This window comes from Candidatus Acidulodesulfobacterium acidiphilum, from assembly GCA_008534395.1.
In the GTDB taxonomy this organism is placed as follows: Bacteria; SZUA-79; SZUA-79; order Acidulodesulfobacterales; family Acidulodesulfobacteraceae; genus Acidulodesulfobacterium_A; species Acidulodesulfobacterium_A acidiphilum.
In genome coordinates this window covers 1-16,921 of the sequence record SHMQ01000039.1, presented here as the reverse complement: position 1 = coordinate 16,921, position 16,921 = coordinate 1, and the positions used below count along the sequence as shown (strand labels likewise).

The window sequence follows — 16,921 nt, the reverse complement described above, 5'->3', positions numbered from 1 at the left end:
ACTTTTTAATTTTTTTTTGATTTCAAAAATATCGATATAATTTATTTCTTCCATTAAAAACCCCTTGTTTAAAATAAAATTTCTATTTTATGCAAATTTGTTATAGGGACAGAATTGAATTCTGTCCCTATAATATATAATATATATTTTATAATATTTCTATTAAAAAATTAAGATAAATTTACAGGACGAAATTTAGCGAAAAATCAGCCGGCATAACGGAATTAGTAAGGGATCCCATAGAAATATAATCTACGCCCGTTTTTACCGCTATATCGCGCAATTTTTCTACGGTCATATTGCCGGAGGCTTCGGTGAGAGCGGCATTATTTATAATTTTAACCGCTTTTTTCATCGTATCTATTTTCATATTATCAAGCATTATTATTTCTGCTCCGGCTGTAACCGCTTCCCTTACTTCCGCAAGGCAAGAAGTTTCTATCTCGATTTTAAAATTAAAACCTGAATATTTTTTTTTTACCGCGCCTATTGCTTCCTTCACGCCGCCGGCAAGTTTAATATGGTTGTCCTTAATAAGTATTCCGGAAGACAAATCGAATCTGTGATTTTCTCCTCCGCCGATTTTAACGGCATATTTTTGCAGCAATCTTAAACCCGGTATGGTTTTTCGGGTATCTAAAATTTTAGTTTTTAAACCGCGCAATTCTCCGGAAGCAATGCTAGACGCAGTTGCAATCCCTGACAAGTGCTGAAGAAAATTAAGGGCTGTCCTTTCGCCGTAGAGAATATCGCCTGCCTTCGCTTTAAGATGCAAAACTTTCTGCATTGCATCGATTTTTTCTCCTTCGCTGCAATAAAAATCTATGGCATAATCGTTTTTTGTAACAATTTCAAATACTTTTGAAAATATATTAAGCCCGCAAACGGTGCACGCTCTTTTTGCGATAACTTCGCAGTTCATAACCGGATTATTTTTTTCCGACAAGACGGCATCTGTCGTTATATCCCCCCACTTTATATCTTCGTTTAAGGCGTTGTATATAAGAGGTTTTATTTGGAAGTCTAATATCTGCATTTATTTTTAAGACTGTTTAATTTTTTCTATTTCGTCTTTGACTATCTTTTCAATAATATCTGGAAGCATTTTTTTCACTGTTTCAATAATATCGGGTTTAATTTCGCTAATGACTGTTTCTATAGCATTTTTAAGATAAGAATCCATATCGGCAAGATTCTGTTCGTTTAAAATTTTCAATTTTAATTCTCCTTTTTTTTCGGTTGAAGTTTTTTCTTCGCTTAACGCGATATTGAATCCGGCAAAAGGTTCATTGAAATCCTGATTATTCGGCTGTTGTTTCTCGAGAGCCGCCAAGTGTGGTTCGGACGCTTCTTCTGTTCCTTTTAAAGAATCGGCGTTAATTTCAAGTCCGCTTTCCGGAGCGCTAAGATCAAAAATACCGTTATTTATATCATCTGCATTATTATTAATATTAACGTCTATGGAAGTTTGATTTTTATTTGACCCATAACCCGTTAAACTATTTTGTTCCGCAACATTTATTTGTTCGGACGCTTCTTCTGTTCCTTTTAAAGAATCGGCGTTAATTTCAAGTCCGCTTTCCGGAGCGCTAAGATCAAAAATACCGTTATTTATATCATCTGCATTATTAACGTTCCGCGATGTTTGATTTACGTTTATAGAAGACATTAGTTCGTTAAGCGGATTAGGCTCGAAAGAATCTGAAGATTCTATACTCCATAAAGTATCGGCAGATTTTTCAATTTCTTCCGTCTTCCGTATATCGTTTTCCTTGTCGGTATTAATCTGTTGAGTTTGCGGCTCTAATGAAGTTTCCTGAATCTTTTCGTATGAAAACGGTTCCGAAATTTTTATTTCCGCAATATCGGTCGGTTCTTCAGTTTTTTTAATATCGGAAGCCGGTTCCGTTTCCAATTTATTTTGGGTTCCGGTAATCGATATAGGCGCTTCATTTTTTTCTTCTCCGGTTTGCGTTATATCATAGGCTGAGCTTGTTTCAATTTCCTGCATCCGAGTTGCGCCTGCTGTCGTTTCGGTTTTGGATATAATATTCGAATCTTCTGCAGCCGAAAGCCGGACGTCTTTCTTGTTTAATTCTTCAAATTCTTTGAATATAGCATCGTCTTTAAATAAATTTTCAAACGCCTGGCTGAGTTCTGCCGATTCGATATCTGAATTTTCGGTATCCGACGCCGCATTTTCATAGCCGCCCTCATTATTATTATCTTTCTTAGGCGATAAAGCATTTGATATGTTTTGAAAATCTAAATTTTCGTTATTTTTTTTAGTTTCAAAATCTGAAATGTCGAATACTTTATCGCTTTTAATAACATTATTTTTAGCCGCGTACTTAATTTTGTTTAAGTCGTTTTTTTTGTTTTCGGAAGCGATATCTCCCGAAATTTTTCCGGATTTATCTTCGTCGGGAATAGACAGCGCTTTTTTTACTTTTAAGATAAACGTATCTTTGTCGAACGGCCTGTATATAAAGCCGTCCGTTTTTAATTTAATAAGAACGTCTCTCTCCTTATCGGACAAATCAGAAGGAACTAATAGAAGAAGGGGAGTTTCTGCAAACTCTTTGCTTGTTTTAAGTTCCGTTATGCTTTTCTTTAGATCGGTGTCGATAGAATTATAGCTCAGTACTATAATATCAGGCTTAAAATTTTTTGCAACTTTGTAAATAGACGAAGGTTCTTTAACAAGATTGAGGTTGAATTCGGTATTGTCCTGTAGTATCGCAGTTATAGCTCTTTGCATCGATTCGCTTTCGTCTATAAAAATTAAATTATACGACATAACAACCTCCGTCATCTTTAAAATATTTATAATTTTTGGTACAATATAAAATTACTATATCAAATACGGCTTAGATTAATTTTAATATTTTTAAATAATATAGTCAATAATTTTAAAGCAATTTTTAAAATAATAAGATATATAAGACAATATGTCAACTATAGATAGATATATTTTTAAGCAGATGATTTTTCCGTTTATTTTCGGTCTGGTTATTTTCACTTTCAGCGTTACGATAAACCGCATTCTTTTGTTGACGCAGATGGTTTTAAATAAAGGCATCAGCATATCTGCCGTTTTAAAACTTGCAAGCTTGACAATACCTGATTTTATGATAATAACCTTGCCCGTATCTTTTTTGCTTGCATTACTTGCTGTTTTCGGCAAGATGACGCAGGATAACGAAATTACTGCGTTAAGGGCTTCCGGAGTAAGTATTTTCAGGCTTACTAAACCTGCAATTTTATTTTCCCTCATACCGCTTGTTTTTTCTATACTTTTTTCGTTTTATATAGCACCGAGGTTCAATTTTTTTTTTAGGGTCCTTGCGGTTAAAGAAGTTAAAAAAGCCGCCCTTTCCGCATTGAAAAAAAATTCATTCACTAACAGGTTTGGAGGGCTTAACATTTTCGTTAAAAGCGTAAATACGCAAAAATCTACGCTTAAAGGAATTTTTATATTAAATAAAGTTCGGAATAATCCTGAAACTTTAATTGCAAAAAGCGGCAATATTAAGTACGACAGGAAACGTAATACTCTGTCTTTTTATTTGAAAAACGGCACTATACAGAATCAGGAGCCTGATTCTAAGAATTTTTGGATTATGCATTTTAAAACTTATAAAATTAACGTTAAGCTTAGCGGATTTTCTATACCAGGCAAAAATAGCTCTATTCATTTTTTGACTTTTTCCAAACTTTTACAAAAATATATAGTCCAGAAAAGTCCGGAGATGAAAAATATTTATCTGACGTATCTTTATAAAAAAATAGCGATACCGGTTGCTACGCTGCTTTTTATATTCATAGGTATGCCGCTCGGCACCCTTATTGAAAAAAGAAGTTTATTCTTAGCTATCTCATATACTATTATATTTGTAGTTATTTATTATGTCGTATTCACTTCCGGTTTTTATATGTCTTTAAACGATAAGATTAATCCTTTTATAGGAGTTTGCGGCGCCGATCTATTTCTTGCCGCCTCTGGTTTTGTGCTTTATGTCAAAGCTTCATTAAAATAATTATGAAAATATTACAAAAATACCTGTTAAACGAATTTTTAAAATATTTTGCCGTGACTATAATAAGCTTGATATTTTTTTACGTAACTATAGATTTTCTTTCTAATATCGGCGCATTTACTAAACACTCTCCCGAATTTCAGTATATAATCATTTACTATATATATAAACTTCCGGAAATAATATACAGGATATTGCCGCTCTCTATTCTTTTATCGACCCTTTTATCTATTTCCGTTTTTAATAAGAATAACGAAATTACCGCCGTAAAATCGTCTGGGCTCAGTATGCTGAAATTTTTTGCTCCGCTCATTGTACTTGGTTTATTTTTATCTGTTGCATCATTTTTGCTTTCAAACTTCGTCGCCGTGCGAACAAATGTCTTGAGAAGAGTAGTTATGCAGAGATATATCAATAAAAACAAATCTTTCAACGCAAAATCGGTTTATAAATATACGACCAAAAATATTTTAATCCATTATAAAAGAAGCATAGTTACGGCAAAGATTATGAATCCGTCCAGCAAAACTATAAAAGGCGTGAATGTTTATGTTTTTAACGATAAATTTGTTCTTTTAAAAAGATACATAGCAAAATCGGGACGTTTCGGCAAGAAAGGTCTTATATTAGTGGCAGGGCAGATTGATAGCTTTAATATGAAAAACAAAAGCGGCGGATTTGAGCAAAAATATTTTAAAGCTCTTATAATTCCAGTTTATCTTAATTTAAATTTTTTCAGGTCAAATACTCTTAGGCCGGAGTTTCTCTCTATAATAAATCTTTCAAAGATGGTCGCAGTAGCAAAAAAATCCGAATCGGGTTTAAGCTACGTACTTACGAGTTACTATTCCAAACTGTCGTTTCCGCTGATAAATTTAATTCTAATACTTATAGGAATATCGATAGGGCTTATGCTCGGTAAAAAAGGCAATTCCCCCGTTTCTATAGGGATAAGCATCGTATTTGCTTTTACATGGTGGGTTATAAATTCGATATCTCTGTCTCTGGGCGAATCCGCCCAATTAAGTCCTTTTCTTGCTGCTTTCATGGCAGACATAATATTTATGTCGTTTGCGATATATCTTATAGCGGGTATCGATTAATTAATGTTGGCAATGCCGAAATATAAAATTATATTACAGTTCAATGCTTAATCCGTCGTAAGACGGTATTAGTTTTTCGGATTTGCAGGAGCATATTTCTTTTATTTCGTCGTAATCTATGTTATGCCCCATATGCGTGAAATAAGTTCTGGACGGGTTTATTTTTTCGGCAACGTTAATAGCTTCGGCTATGCTGAAGTGCGTTTTGTGAGAGTCGAACCTGAGGGCGTCTATCATTAACACGTTTAACCCCTTAAGCAAACCCAAAGAAGATTCCGTTATAGACGATACGTCGGTAATATAGGCGAAGTCGTTTATTCTGTAGCCGTTTATTAAATTTTTGCCGTGATATACGGGGACGGGAGTTATAAATAATCCGGATTTGATTTCAAAGGATTCTTTTATAATATTAGGGATTAGATAAGGCTTGCTTGATTCGGTTTTTTCTTTAAATATATAGTCGAATTTATCTTTAATAAAATTTACCGCCGTTTCCGAGGCGTAAACCGGTATAAATTTGTTGTCCTGTTTTTTTAAGTAATTAAACATTCTGAGGTCGTCTATGCCGAAAATATGGTCGGCATGCGTGTGAGTATATAACACCGCATCGATGTTTGCGATATTAAATTTCAAAGCTTGTGTTCTTAAGTCAGGCGCCGTATCTATTAATATATCGAAATTATTTTCGGATATAAGTATAGAAGGTCTCAAACGTTTGTTTTTTGGATTTTCCGAAGCGCAAACTTTACAGCGGCATCCTATTAACGGAACGCCGGTCGAGGTGCCGCAACCGAGTACTAAAATTTTCATATATTTTTATGATACAATAAAAAAGGAGTTAAAGCAAATAAGGCAATAAAAAAATGGATAAAAAAAATTCCGAAAAAGTTAAGATAAAAAGGGAAATTATTTTTGCGGCTATAATTTTCGCGCTCGTCGTTTTTTCTACTTTTGAAGAACTGCGCATGATATCTTTTTCGAACATTTCCGTAACGTCTAAGATTATAGTTTATGCTTATATAAATATTACGGTAGTCCTTTTTTTACTTATGTCGTTTCTTGTATTGAGAAACGTTATAAAATTAATAATAGAAAGAAAAAGAGGAGTAATAGGCGCAAAATTAAGAACTAAACTCGTGGGACTGTTTGTTATAGTAAGCGTGGTTCCTTCCTTGTTTATGTTTATCGTAATGATTGCTACGGGTTTTGCCGCAAATATTATAAACAAGTGGTACACTTTCAGGTTAGAAAAAGCCATGGATTATACTTCGGCTATAATCAGGCATAAAAGTGCCTTGATAAAAAGCGCAAAAGACGCAGCGGTAAACCGTAAAATTGAATGGCTCGAGCATTTTTACAGGGAGTATTCGCAGATAAGGTTTATAAAAAACCCTATGGAAACCACTTACCTTATTTTCTTTTCTATATTTACGCTTATCGTCCTTTTTATTTCATCATGGGTTGGCTTTTATTTGTCGAAAAAAATGACTAAGCCTATTATAGATCTTGTGGAGGGCACAAAAAAGGTGGCTTCGGGAGACCTAGATATCAAAGTTTCGAAAGAAAGCGACGACGAAATAGGAATGCTTATAAATTCGTTTAATTTGATGGCTTTAGATCTAAAAAAGAATAAGGAGGAGATAGAAAAAGCAAATATAGATTTAAAAAACGTCAATGAAGAAATCGAAAGAAGAAGAAGGTTTATGGAAGTAATACTTAAAAACATACATGCAGGCGTCATAGGCATAGATTCCACCGGCAAGGTTAGAAGCATAAACAATGCCGCAGAAGATATGTTCGGTATAAATTATAAAGATGCTATAGGCAAGAATTATAAAGATGTTTTTGCAAAAGACATTTTTTCGGATATCAGAAGCGTTATAAAAGGACTTGCAAAAACTGGCAAAGAAAATCTTACAAAAGAAATAAAATTGAATATAGACGGAGCTTTGAAGGTATATATAGTCAATATTACTACGATGAAAGACGAAGCGGGAAATTATATAGGTTTTATAGTGGTATTAAACGATACTACGGATATGATGAAAGCGCAGAGAGTTGCGGCATGGGAAGAAGTAGCAAAAAGAATGTCGCATGAAATAAAAAATCCCCTTACGCCTATTCGTCTTTCTGCAGAAAGATTAAAAAGAAAATACGGAGAAAAAATATCGCTTGAAGATAGCACTTTCGGCGAATTGGTAAACACGATTATAAAGGAAGTTGACGACTTAAAAAGTTTGGTAGATGAATTTTCGCTTTATGCAAGGCTTCCAAAAGCAAATTTGGAACCTGCCGATATAAACGCTTTAATAGGAGAAGTGGTCAACTTATACAAAAATGCTCACAGAAATATTTGTTTTATAGAGCATTTATGCGATGCTTTGCCGAAGGTTTCCATAGACGGCAGACAGATGAAAAGAGCTTTTATGAATATAATAGAAAATGCGGTATATAGCGTTAATTTGAAATATTTGGAGAAAATAGGCGAAGACTATAAACCCGAAATTAGAATTTTTACGGAACTGATAGAACGGGGGGGTAAAGAAAGCGGAAATAAAAATCTTGCCTTAAAGATATCGTTTTCAGACAACGGAACTGGAATAAACGACGAAATAGTCCAGAATATTTATGAACCTTATTTTTCTACAAAACAGGGCGGAACCGGTCTAGGATTAGCTATTACAAAAAATATTTTAATGGAAAACAATGCGCAGATACGTGTCGAAAATAACGAAAGAGGCGGCGCAGATTTTATAATATATATGCAGTTATAACAAATCGTTAAAATAAATATTTTTTATATATAAAATATCGAGTGGAATAAATATTGCTCATTTTATTTATAAATATAAGTATAATTATATGTATATAAATAAAAGTAATAAAATATTTATTTATAAAAGAGGTAAACATGAAGATTGTATTGATAGTGGACGATGAAGAAAGCATAAGAAGTTCTCTTTCCGGAATTCTTAAAGACGAAGGCTACTCGGTAATAACAGAGGCAGGCGGAAAAGCCGGATTAAACGCCTTTGCCGACAAATCGCCTAACGTAGTCTTATTGGACGTCTGGCTTTCCGATTCCGACGGCTCGGATATTTTACGTGAAATGGTCAGGATAAACAAAAACATTCCGGTAATTATGATTTCGGGTCATTCCGATATAGATACGGCAATTAAAACTATAAAAATAGGAGCTTACGATTTTATAGAGAAACCGCTTTCTTTAGACAGACTCGTTATTACGGTAGAAAACGCATTAAAATATAACAGCCTTAACGAAAAGAAAGCTATTTTGGCAGAAAGTCTGCCTAACAGTTTCGAACTTATCGGCGAGGCAGAATCTATTAAAAATCTAAGGGAAAAGATATATAAGGCGGCCCCGTCTTCGGCTCCCGTTCTTATTGCCGGAGAAAACGGCACCGGAAAAGAGATTGCAGCGAGGTCGGTTCATATTAACAGCCTGAGGAGCAGCGAGCCTTTTATAGCAATTAACTGTGCCGCTATACCGGAAGAGCTTATAGAAAGCGAAATTTTCGGTTACGAAAAAGGAGCTTTTACGGGAGCGGCGGCTAGAAAAAAAGGAAAATTCGAATTAGCCGACGGAGGGACACTTTTTTTAGACGAAATAGGCGATATGAGCCTGAGAATGCAGTCAAAAATATTGAGGGTTTTACAGGAAGGCAAATTTCAAAGGATAGGCGGAGATAACGAAATTGAGTCAGACGTCAGGGTTATCGCCGCTACTAATAAAGATCTCGAAGAGGAAATTAAATCGGGCAGATTCAGAAGCGATCTTTTTTTCAGGCTTAACGTTATTCCGCTTTATATACCGCCGTTAAGGGAAAGAAAAAGCGACATACCTCTTTTAGTAAATTATTTTGTTAAAATTTTTAGCGGCAATACCGGCAGATTAGAGATAGACCGTTCCGCTTTGGAGTTACTGCAAGGTTATAGCTGGCCGGGAAACGTCAGGGAACTTAAAAATATCATAGAAAGGTTTTCTATTTTAAATCTATATAATAAAGTAACCGCCGAAGACGTCGCCGCGGAATTAAAAATTAAGTATCCGGCTGTCGCGGAAAATAACGGTAGAGTTATTTCGGAAACGGAAAGCGTCATTTCAAGCATATCTTTGACTGCGCCTATAAAATCCGACGGCTTTTATGCAGTCGAAGATGCAAAGCAATCTCACTTGAATTATTCATCCGGCGAAAATATATTGTGCCGTGAAAATTCAAATAATATCGAAAGTATTATGTCTGCCGATTTATTTCAGCAGGCAAAAGAAAATTTTGAAAGAGCATACCTGATTCGCAAACTAAAAGAAAACGGGAGCAACGTAACTAAAACTGCACAAACTATCGGCATGAGCCGCCGCAATTTACAAAAAAAAATATCTGCGCTAAAAATAATTATTTAGTAATCATTTATTTAGTAAAAAATTAGCAAAAAATTCTTGACAATTTTTTTTAGAAAAAATATAGTTATTATAAATTTAAATTATAATATAAAATAAACATATCGCTTATAATTTAATCAAATCTTTGAAATTCTTTAGGAGGAATTATGGATGTCGCACGCGGGGAGTCCTTTTTTAAATTTGGAATTTTAGTCAAATCTTTTGAAGCATTTCAACGTATTAAAGCAATAATTCTTTTGCTGGCAACTTTTATAATTTCATTTGCTATATTAATAGGATCTATTGCTATAGCAACCGATATGGCGTATAGAGGGCATTCCGCTATTGGAAAATTTGTTTCTATTATAGGGGTAATATTATACCTTATTATCTACCTTATAGGTTATACCGCTACCGGAAAAGTATTAATGGAGCATGCCAGAAATAAGGCGTCTATTCCCGTAATGGACGCAATAATATTCGGAATATTTTCGTTTTACCGTATTTTAATTTCAGAAATAATATTAGCCATAGTTCCTTTGGTAGTCGTTATAATTTCTCTTATTTATTTTTTCATAGCAAAAATACCCGGGTTAGGCAAACTTTTAGATTTTATTGGAATACCGGGATTTACTATAATCTTTGCCATTATGTTTTTTGCAATACTTTTAATCAATTTTATGATCAACCCTTTAGTTTTTGACGGAAATAATTTAAAAGAAATTATAGTAAAAGCTTATAAGATTTATAAAAAACATTCAACTCTCCTTTTTGGTTACTTCATATTTTTAATGCAGGTTTTTGTTGTCTTAGCTTTAATATTTATATTATTGACCGTATGTTCTTTTGCTCTTACGGCTTCGATATTAGCCGTTACAAGACCGACTTATTTATTATCAGGCGGTTACGGCGGTTCTATGCTGGGAATGTTAAACGGAGGCGGCGGTATCATGTCCTCTCTTTCAATGTTCGGGGGCTTTGTAGGATTCGGCGTAGGTATTATATATATGCTCTTAATGGTTCTTCTTTTCGTATATTTAATGTTAGGACAGAACTATATATATTTAGACGTAATATCAGATATGAATTTTGACGATGTCGATGCACAGTTTAACGACGTTACTTCCAAATTAAAATCCAACATAGAAAAATATAAAGAAAAAGCGGCAAGCATGAAAGGAGGAACGACGACTTCTCAAACGACTTCCGGCGGGGATTTTACAAACAATGTTCCACCGCAGCAGGCAGGACTTGAACGGCAAACTAATCATGGAGGCAGCACAGGTTCATCAGACGCTAAAACCGATGCGGGAGTAAAATTTTGCACGGCTTGTGGAGCGCAAAATCCTTCCGATGCTTTATTTTGCGAGAATTGCGGAAATAAACTTAGTTAAAAAGAGGAAATAAAAAATGTTTTTTTGTAAAAATTGCGGTACGAAAATAGAAAACGATAACGCAAATTTCTGTCCAAAATGCGGACAAAAATTCGAGAGGAAGCAGGCGTCATCTGATAAGGCTTCTGCGCACAATACTAACGTTTTAAAAAATGCAAACGCTTCGCCTTCGCCCGTTCAAACGCCCGAAAATAACGTCAATTTAGTCAAAAACAATGCAGATGCGAGCATCAGGGCCGAAAGTTCGATGCAAAACGACGCAAAAGAAGGTATTAGTCTCAAAAATCCAAGCGGCGATAGTGCATTTTCGTCGGCAACTCCCAAAGCACCGAAAATACTTAATAAAGGCGGCGGTAAAAAAGGAAAACGATTGTTGATCTCTATAATTGTTTTGGCGATTATATTTATAGGTAGTGGCGGTATTCTTTTTTCTTTATTCAAAACCGGCAAACTTAAAAAAGTAGAAAAAAAAATATACAAAGTTTTTCACATTAAAACTAAAAATAAATCCGAAAAACATAAACATAATAAACATAAGCATAAACGTCAAGTTAAATCTTCAAAGAAAAATAAAAATATAATTAAAAATATACCTAATTCAAATAATCCCGCTAATTCTTCTCAGCCCAACGGTAATGTTTCTTCTGCGCCGACTTACGTTTACTCTAATAATAATTCAAGCAGGCCTACTAATAGAGCCGGTGGGTTTTCCGCATTTAAAACTTACTTGAGTTCTGCAAGCCCGAATATTGTCGGTATTTCGCCTCTCGGCAGTGCAGCGGGAAATGCCCCTGCTGTTATAATTTCAAACGTTATGGCAGACAACGTCAGCGCTAGTCCCGGCAGTACGATTAATATTAATTCCAAATTTTATGCCGAGACGCCGCCTAATCAGTCTTCGCAGAGCGTAAAATTGACGTACGAAGTTTATGGAAACGGCCTTACGGCTTATAACAATTCTTACGTCAACGTCGATAAGCCCGGAATTTACAACGTCAATCTTGCCATGAAAATTCCGTCTAATTTTCCGGCAGGAACATACACCTACGTTCTTACGGTAACTTCTGCTGCTACGATCGAAGAATCGCCGGCGGCTTATATTAAAGTGCGATAATTAAGTTTATTTTTAATGAAAATAAAATATAACATTTCGTTCGGAGTTATGGTATGAAAAAAATAGAAAATAATATTAAAAATAAAGAAACGATGAAAAATAAAAAAGTTAAATTTAAAATAGCGCTATTATTAACTTTACTGTCTATATTTTTGATAATTCCGGGTTGTAAGGTAGTCGGAGATTTACATATCGATAAAACCGGAGGGGGTTATGGCATTTATCGACTTTTAGATATTCCAACCGGATATCCTATGAGCAAAATAAAAGAGCATTTTTTAAAAAAGTATAGTTATGTTAAGGTTTCTAAGCCTGTTATCGATAAAAATGGATTGTTAAATTATAAGGTATTTGTAAGGTGGGTCGATGCAAAAAGAGCCGGAATAAAAATAACCGTTGACAAAAAGAACAATACCGTAAGGTTAGATTTCGGCTATCTGAAAAATATTAGCGAGTTAACCGTACACGTTCCGGGAAATATTTTAAAGAAAAACGGTACCGACGGAAAAATTAAATCTGCAAATATAGTGGTTTTTAATAATACAACTGATTTTTTATATGGAAAAACCGCTTATGTTATATATCGTCCGTATAACGGTATTTTATCTTTTTTATCTTCCGATACCGCAATTATAATACTTATTGCTATTTTCTTTATCTCGTTTGTAGGGATAATTATTATATCGATTTTGTTAATAGCGAATAGAAAGAAAAAAGCAGAATAAATTATATTTTTAAAAAATTAGTAGAATATCGTTATGAATTTAATGCAAAACCTTACAAATTTTGCCCCGTTAATAGTTATAGTTATTATAATTTTAATAGCTGTTGCAAGAGCTAAAAAGACAAATTCGACGTCATTAGTATTAACTAAATTTTATGTAAACAAAGATGGTCCTAACAATATATTTGTTTCAAACTGCGTTTTAAGAATGCTCCTGAAGCAAAATTTTGTGAAAAATGCAGGCAAAAATTGGCATGATTTTTGAAATAAAATATATAAAGAGTTGTCGCTAAAAATAGTTAGCTGTAACTCTTTATATATAATATCATTAATAATCAGCACATTATTTATAAACTCATCAATAGCGTTAATAGCTATTCTCCAACAGTCTTAAAATTTCGTTCTCGTCAATTTCTGCAGGATTGTTTTCTATAGCAAATCCCATAGTTATAAAAGATTCTTTTGCAATTTTTTGAAGCTTGTCTTTTTCTACGCCGAGATCTTTGAGTTTTACGTTAAGTTTTAAAGCGGTAATTATCTCTTCCGTCTTTTCTATCAAAGACATTGCATATTCATCGTCGCTTTTGCCCGCTCTTTTAATGCCGAAATGATGCGCTATAAGCATATAATCCCTTTTACATGTGTTTAAGTTGTATTTCATAGATTCCAGCGCCAGAACGGCGAGTCCCGCTCCGTGCGCAACATTAGGATAATTTCCGGATACGGGATGTTCCATTGCATGCATTATTCCTACGCCTGAAATATCTATGGCAAGTCCCGCGAGCGCCGAGGCAAGCGCCATATTGCCCCTTGCCTGCATATTATCGGGTTCGTTATATGCTTTAATCAAATTGTCTTTTAAAAGATAAAACGCCTGCATGCAGTATGCAGTTGAGAACTCGTTTTTTGCCTTTCCGGTAAATGCTTCAAAAATATGGACAAAAACGTCAAAACCCGTAGTTGCCGTTACATAAGGAGGCATTGACGAGGTTATTTCCGGATCTATTACGGCTTCTTTCGGATACATACATTCATAACCGAAGCCCGGTTTTTCGCCGGTCGCAGGATTGGACATAACCGAATATCTGTTTACCTCGCTTCCCGTTCCTGAAGTTGAAACTATGGTTATAACCGGAATCGCATCGTTAGCCTGAGTTTTTAAGTATTCCCATACCGGAATATCTCCTTTTGCCGCAACCGCTATTGCCTTTGCGGAATCGAGCGGACTTCCGCCTCCTAAACCTATTATTAGGCCGACGCCTTTTTGCTTTGCGATTTTTGCGGCTTCGTCGATTTCGGTAATAGTGGGGTTAGGCGTTATACCGTCGTAAATAGTTACCGTTATACCTGATTCTTTTAAAATTTTAACAAGCTTATCTAACGTTCCGGTTTTTTGCATTGAATTTTTTCCGGTAACTATTAATACATTATCGGAATATTTCTTGGCAATTTTTCCCGCTTCAGAAATAATGCCTGCGCCGAAATGTATTTTAACCGGATTATAGATGGTGAATTTTGTCATGTGTTTACCCCCTTAATAATATTAATATTAACATTGGTATTAATATAAAAGAAATTAATTTCGACTATTATATCATACAATTTTGCGGCCTTGCCAGAATTGTTACAAAAATTTAACATAAATGTAATAAAATTGTAATAAAAATCTGTTATGATAATTAAAGCAATAAATTTTGCGAAAAGACAAATCAAAAATTTAAATTTAATTATGGAGGGAAAGTATGAACAAAAGCAGTAAGAAAAAAATGCTGTTGGGAGTTGCGACGGTTTCTGCCGTCGTCGGATTATCGTTTCTTGTTTCGGGATGCGCTAAATCTAAAACGCCTGCGGCAAGTTCTAAGGTTCCGGCCGGAACGCTTACCATTTCCGGCTCTACAATGCTTTATCCGTTAAATTCCGTTTGGGCGGTTGAGTATCATAAACTTCATTCGAATGTCACGGTTTCCGTTGCCGGTACAGGTTCGGGTTTTGGAATTTCAAACTCAGCCGACGGCAATATTACCATAGGAGCATCTGATGCTTATCTTACGAAAGCTTTCAAAAAAAAGTATCCTAATTTACTTAACGTTCCTGTTGCTCTCGACGATGCGCAGGTTATTTACAACATTCCGGGAATACCAAAAAACGTAAATCTTAAAATGACGCCGAAATTAGTCTCCGAAATTTATATGGGCAAGATTAAAAACTGGGATAATCCCGCATTTAAAAAACTTAATCCGCAATATAAATTTCCTAATCTTAATATATTTGTAGTTCACAGAGCGGATGCAAGCGGAACTACTTTTGATTTTACTAGTCTTTTGACTGATACTTCAAAAGCGTGGGCAAAGAAAGTAGGAAGAAGTCTTTCTCCTGATTGGCCTACTGGAAGCGGTTATCTTGGAAGCGATGCGGTTGTTTCGGCCGTTAAAAGTACTCCAGGCAGTATAGGTTATGTAGGCCTTGGCTGGGTTTTGGAATATCATCTTGCAAGCGCTGCAATGTTAAATAAAGCCGGTAATTATGTAGTGGGTTCGGTTAAAACTATAGCGGCTGCCGCAAACTCTGCATTAAAACAGGGCGGTTTTCCTGCCGATTTTGATAAATCCATAGTTTGGAATATTTCGGCTAAGAATGCATACCCCGATTCAAATTTTGAGTTTTGGATGATTAGGAAAAAACAGCCCAATTCTTCTACGACAAAATCTATTAAAGACCTTGTAAGCTGGGCTCTTGGTCCTGGACAGGCCACAAAATATACCGTTAAGACCGGTTTTGCCCCGCTTCCAAAGTCTGTTTTGCCGAACGTTAAAAAACTTTTGGCGCAGGTAAAATAAAAAATTATTAACTAATTTATATAAACAAACTGCGCGATTAGCAGATTAATAAAAATGCTTATCGCGCCGTTTGCTGCCCGCTATCTTATTTAGGTATTGCGGGAGTTATTTTTTTTAGAAAAATTAAAAATAATATGCTATAATTAAAAAAATTAATTAATACCTAACTTAAATAAAAAAATATAGACTAAAAAAACTGACATAACAATTTTAATTAATGTTTAATTTAAAATACAAAGACGACTTTTTTAAATTCATTTTATCGGTATTTGTTTTTGCCGTCGTAGTTATTTTTTTAATAGCAGTTATTGTTATAGTATATTATAGTTATCCGTCCATAACTAGATATGGTATATCTTTTTTATGGAGGAAAGAGTGGAATCCTCCGGCAGAAATATTTGGAGCCTTGACTTTCCTGGCAGGAACATTTGCCGTTACTTTCCTTGCTCTCATATTTGCGATACCTTTCAGTTTAGGAATAGGAATTTTTTTACAGGAATACTGCCCCCTTTTTTTAAGAGGTATTTTTACCGTAATTATTGAAATGCTTGCAGGCATACCCAGCGTTGTTTTTGGGGTTTGGGGCGTATTAACCGTAGTTCCCTGGTTAAGGGAATCAGTAGAACCTTTTTTTAAAAGTCATTTTTCAGGCATACCGTTTTTAAGGGTGGAAGAAAACATTGGTTACGGTATCCTTGCCGCCAGTATAATAGTAGCTTTCATGATTTTGCCCATAATTGCTTCGATTACCAAAGATTCCCTGTCTTCCGTGCCTAAACTTGCTAAAGACGGTGCGCTGGCGATGGGCGCTACTAAATTAGACGTAATAAAAGACGTTTCTATGCCTTATGCTTTGAACGGAATATATGGAGGAATAATTTTAGGATTTGGAAGAGCTATAGGCGAAACCATAGCTACCGTCCTTTTAATAGGCAACCAGGCGATTGTTCCAAAATCTTTATTCAGCGTTGGATATACAATATCTTCTATGCTTGCCAATACATTTACTTTTGCCGTTATCAGCCCTATATATGCCTCTGCCGAAGTTGAATTGGCGCTAATTCTTTTATTAGTTAGTCTTATAGTTAATGTTGTAGGAAGAAATATTTTAAACAGAGTTATAGGCGGAAGATTTAGCAGGTCGCAGTTCGGCGGCGGTTAATATGAATATATATAATTACGCTTACATATTATATCAATAAATAATTTAATTAATTATCCTATAATGGAACAACAATTACATGACCCGGTTTTTCCGATAGATAAAGGTTATCTTAAAAGAAAAAAAATATATAATAATATTGCAT

General features: G+C 34.8%; 14 protein-coding genes. 10 read left to right on the top strand and 4 right to left on the bottom strand.

Annotated features, from left to right (window positions below; translation table 11 throughout):
• Positions 1-181: 181 nt before the first annotated feature.
• Both nadC and EVJ48_09200 read right to left on the bottom strand, forming a co-directional pair.
• Positions 182-1,036 (bottom strand): carboxylating nicotinate-nucleotide diphosphorylase, encoded by an 855-nt coding sequence (gene nadC, locus EVJ48_09205; protein RZV37324.1) that lies wholly within the window; start codon positions 1,034-1,036, stop codon positions 182-184.
• Between the two features lie 6 nt (positions 1,037-1,042).
• Complete coding sequence (locus EVJ48_09200) at positions 1,043-2,800, bottom strand: hypothetical protein (protein ID RZV37323.1); 1,758 nt, start codon at positions 2,798-2,800, stop codon at positions 1,043-1,045.
• A 151-nt stretch (positions 2,801-2,951) separates the two neighbouring features.
• Here EVJ48_09200 and EVJ48_09195 point away from each other — a divergent pair, with 151 nt between their 5' ends.
• Together EVJ48_09195 and EVJ48_09190 are read left to right on the top strand one after the other, a co-directional pair.
• Positions 2,952-4,040 (top strand): YjgP/YjgQ family permease, encoded by a 1,089-nt coding sequence (locus EVJ48_09195; protein RZV37322.1) that lies wholly within the window; start codon positions 2,952-2,954, stop codon positions 4,038-4,040.
• 2 nt (positions 4,041-4,042) lie between these two features.
• Positions 4,043-5,143, top strand: coding sequence for a YjgP/YjgQ family permease (locus EVJ48_09190; GenBank protein ID RZV37321.1), 1,101 nt, complete (start codon positions 4,043-4,045; stop codon positions 5,141-5,143).
• Between the two features lie 33 nt (positions 5,144-5,176).
• Here EVJ48_09190 and EVJ48_09185 read toward each other — a convergent pair whose 3' ends face one another.
• Positions 5,177-5,953: an MBL fold metallo-hydrolase gene (locus tag EVJ48_09185; GenBank protein RZV37320.1), complete on the bottom strand. Its 777-nt coding sequence runs from the start codon at positions 5,951-5,953 to the stop codon at positions 5,177-5,179.
• Between the two features lie 53 nt (positions 5,954-6,006).
• On the opposite strand from EVJ48_09185, the gene EVJ48_09180 reads away from it, so the two are divergent.
• From EVJ48_09180 to EVJ48_09155, 6 genes are all read left to right on the top strand, one after another.
• On the top strand, positions 6,007-7,917 hold the full coding sequence (locus EVJ48_09180; GenBank protein ID RZV37319.1) for a PAS domain-containing protein: 1,911 nt from the start codon (positions 6,007-6,009) through the stop codon (positions 7,915-7,917).
• A 137-nt stretch (positions 7,918-8,054) separates the two neighbouring features.
• A complete protein-coding gene (locus tag EVJ48_09175) occupies positions 8,055-9,566 on the top strand; it encodes a sigma-54-dependent Fis family transcriptional regulator (protein RZV37318.1) in 1,512 nt (503 codons plus the stop codon).
• 146 nt (positions 9,567-9,712) lie between these two features.
• Positions 9,713-10,939, top strand: coding sequence for a zinc-ribbon domain-containing protein (locus EVJ48_09170; GenBank protein ID RZV37317.1), 1,227 nt, complete (start codon positions 9,713-9,715; stop codon positions 10,937-10,939).
• 16 nt (positions 10,940-10,955) lie between these two features.
• Entirely contained in the window at positions 10,956-12,053 is a 1,098-nt protein-coding gene (locus tag EVJ48_09165) for a zinc-ribbon domain-containing protein (GenBank protein RZV37316.1), read from the top strand.
• 53 nt (positions 12,054-12,106) lie between these two features.
• A complete protein-coding gene (locus EVJ48_09160) occupies positions 12,107-12,778 on the top strand; it encodes a hypothetical protein (protein RZV37315.1) in 672 nt (223 codons plus the stop codon).
• Between the two features lie 33 nt (positions 12,779-12,811).
• Positions 12,812-13,042, top strand: a complete 231-nt coding sequence (locus EVJ48_09155; GenBank protein ID RZV37314.1) for a hypothetical protein — start codon at positions 12,812-12,814, stop codon at positions 13,040-13,042.
• 102 nt (positions 13,043-13,144) lie between these two features.
• Here the strand turns inward: EVJ48_09155 and EVJ48_09150 are convergent, their stop codons facing one another.
• Positions 13,145-14,299, bottom strand: a complete 1,155-nt coding sequence (locus EVJ48_09150) for an iron-containing alcohol dehydrogenase (protein ID RZV37313.1) — start codon at positions 14,297-14,299, stop codon at positions 13,145-13,147.
• 220 nt (positions 14,300-14,519) lie between these two features.
• Between EVJ48_09150 and pstS the strand changes: the two genes are divergently transcribed.
• Positions 14,520-15,614 (top strand): phosphate ABC transporter substrate-binding protein PstS, encoded by a 1,095-nt coding sequence (gene pstS, locus EVJ48_09145; protein ID RZV37312.1) that lies wholly within the window; start codon positions 14,520-14,522, stop codon positions 15,612-15,614.
• Between the two features lie 217 nt (positions 15,615-15,831).
• Positions 15,832-16,776: a phosphate ABC transporter permease subunit PstC gene (gene pstC, locus EVJ48_09140; protein RZV37311.1), complete on the top strand. Its 945-nt coding sequence runs from the start codon at positions 15,832-15,834 to the stop codon at positions 16,774-16,776.
• The last annotated feature ends 145 nt before the right edge of the window (positions 16,777-16,921 follow it).